Origin of the sequence: Nocardia carnea (assembly GCF_029869215.1) — a bacterium.
GTDB classification, from domain to species: Bacteria; Actinomycetota; Actinomycetes; order Mycobacteriales; family Mycobacteriaceae; genus Nocardia; species Nocardia carnea_B.
This window is the reverse complement of sequence record NZ_JARWPM010000440.1, coordinates 1-2,600: the sequence shown is the minus strand read 5'-3', so window position 1 is coordinate 2,600 and position 2,600 is coordinate 1. Positions and strand designations below refer to the sequence as shown.

The window sequence follows — 2,600 nt, the reverse complement described above, 5'->3', positions numbered from 1 at the left end:
CGCTCCCGCCCCGCGGCCCACCACACCCCGGCGGCCCCCCCGGCCCACCCCCCGGGGCCGGGCCCGATCCGCGGGCCCCGCCCCCCTGTACAGCTCGTATGTAGTTCGCGGACTGTCAGCGTGTCGTCTGCGCGACCGATTCGCCGGCTGGTGGTTCGGGTGTTTGTGTGGCCTCGGAGGTCCGGGGCACGGTGGTGGTGGGTGTAGTGGTCGGCGGAGCGGCCACCTCGGTTGCCGGGGCGGAGCTCGGGGGCGCAGTTGCCGAACTCGGAGCTTCCGTAGTCGGCGAGGACGACGGAGGCGTTGCCGCCTCGGTGGTCTCATCCGGTGTGGTGGTGCCGGTGGAGGACGGTGCCGTCGTGGTGGTACCGGCGGACGTCGGTGCCGTGGTGCCGGTGGTGGAGGTCGGCGCGGTGGTCGTGGTGCTCGGCGCAACGGATTCGGCGGTGGCCGCGGCCGCCCGGTAGGCGTCGTCCAGGTCCGCGGGGGTGGGGGTGGACTTCGTGTTCACCGGTTCGCCCGCCTGGGCCTGTTTCGCCAGGTGGGTGAGCCAGGCCGCCGCGTATTCGGCCGAGGTCAGCGGTTTGCCGTTGGCCGGGTCGGCATCGCGCCAGTAGTCGAAGTGGTGGCCGGTGGCGTTGGGGCCGAGGGTGAGGTTGTAGGGGTCGGAGAGGATCACCGGGATGGTGTTCTGGTTGGTGACGATCAGCCCGACGATCTCGTTGAGTACCTTCTGCGGCAGGTAGGCCAGCGGGGCCATCTCGTCGGTGGAGATGGCCTCCGCGGGATCCTCGGACGCGGGCGGGGTCGCGCCGGGTTCGTAGCCCGGCTCCGAGACCCGCAACAGGACTTCGAGGAAGGTTTCATCGCCGGCCATCCAGTTCGGCTGCGCCTGGATATCGGCGAGGGCGAGCAACGCGACCCGGCTCAGCACGACCGCGACATCCTGCCCGGTGGCCGGGGTGAGACCCTCACGTTCCAGCGCGTCGACGTTCATCTGCCGGGCCACGTTCACCACGAGCTGCAGCAACGCGATGTTCTCCGGGGCCGCGCAGGTGAGGTCGCCGTCGGAGCAGAACGAGGCGATCTTGCCGTTCAGTGCGCCGAAGTCGCCGCCGGTATCGGGCAGTGCGCCCTGGCCGGGGACGGGGTTCTTGCCGTTCTGATACGCCTGGTCGAAACCGTCCGGATTGCTGTGCGGATTCTCGGCGCCGGGGAAGGGGCCGTCGCCCGCGGCGCGGCCGGCGTCGGCGAGGATCACCACACCGGTGACCTTGTTCGGGTCGACGATCGCGTAGCCGCCGTCCTGCGGTTCCTGATGCCCGATCTCCATCGCGACCCGGCGCACCACATCGGCGCCCTCGCTGTAACCGACGATCGCGAACTGGGTGTCCGGGCAGGCCTGCGCGATCTCGCGCATCACTTGCTGGGTGTTGGCCACACCGGTGGTGACGGCGCCCTCGTAGGTGGCCATATTCGCCGGGTAGGCGATGTAGACCGCGGCGTAGGAGCCGGGCGCCACATCGTCGGCGGGGGCGTTGACCACCGGATCCACCCAGTCGCTGCGGTGATCGCCGGACAGTGCCGCGGGCAGCGGGTTGCCGTGCGCGTCGACCAGCAGTTTCGTGGTGCCCTCGGCCGGTGTGTCCCCGCGTCCGGCCACCGAGATGGTGACCATATCGTGGCATTCGGTGACCGACGCCTTCAGCTGCGTATCCGCCTGCTGCGCGGGCGTCGTCACCGACCAGGTGGCGCCCACCGCGGCCACCACACCCAGGGCGGCGGGCGCGGTGATCGCCGCCGCGAGGCGGTGCTGGGTCCACCAGGCCCGGTGCCGGGCGAGCCAGCCGCGTGATCGCAGAATCCAGATACTTCGGAAAGCCATGTCCCGTGCTCCATTCCAGAACTGTCCAATGGACGGACTGGCCCCCCGACGGGCCGTTACGTCACCGGAGACGTCGCGGCCGAGGCATTCGGCGTTACGCGATCACTTCGGGTCGAGCGCCCCGCCGTGATATTCCACGCTCGGACTCCACAGGAAGAAACTGTCGATCCCGGCCCGGTAGGTCGCATCGATCTGGGCTCTGACCTGAGCGTCCCCGTAATTCACCCCCAGGCTGAAATCCTGGAGCCAGGGGATCACCTTCGCCCCGGTGTCTTCGGTCACGGTCAGGAAATCGCGCAGCGAGGCGGCGACGATATCGAACGGCTGTGCGTTCGGATTCGCCACCCCGTATTCGCCCGGACCCCAATGCGACGGGTAGATCATCGGCGCCACGAAATCCACCTGCGGAGCGATGAGCCGGATATCCTGCGCGATCTGCTCGGGCCGCGTCGCGGAGATACCGTAGACCGCGGCGCTCTGGTGCGCGCCCGCGGCATGGACCGGGTCGCGGCTCTGCGCCAGGAACCCCGCGCGCCCCGCGGGGGGGCGGGCCCCGGCACCCCGGGGGGCCGGAGAACCCAGCGCGGGCGGCAACGGCAGCGGCGGCACTGGGATGCGCACCCACCCGTAATTCCGCGATCACGGCCGATAACCCGTCGAGCAAGTAGCCGCATTCGGTGTTGTGCCGCCGCGCCCGGCGCGACCGGCGTAGTCG

At 70.3% G+C, this 2,600-nt stretch carries 2 protein-coding genes; both read right to left on the bottom strand.

Translation table 11 applies throughout. The features are described 5' to 3' along the window. Positions 1 to 115: 115 nt before the first annotated feature. Positions 116 to 1,885 (bottom strand): cutinase family protein, encoded by a 1,770-nt coding sequence (locus QH276_RS33030; RefSeq protein ID WP_280399606.1) that lies wholly within the window; start codon positions 1,883 to 1,885, stop codon positions 116 to 118. A gap of 102 nt (positions 1,886 to 1,987) precedes the next feature. Beyond that, complete coding sequence (locus tag QH276_RS33025; protein WP_280407013.1) at positions 1,988 to 2,506, bottom strand: putative glycoside hydrolase; 519 nt, start codon at positions 2,504 to 2,506, stop codon at positions 1,988 to 1,990. Between the last annotated feature and the right edge of the window lie 94 nt (positions 2,507 to 2,600).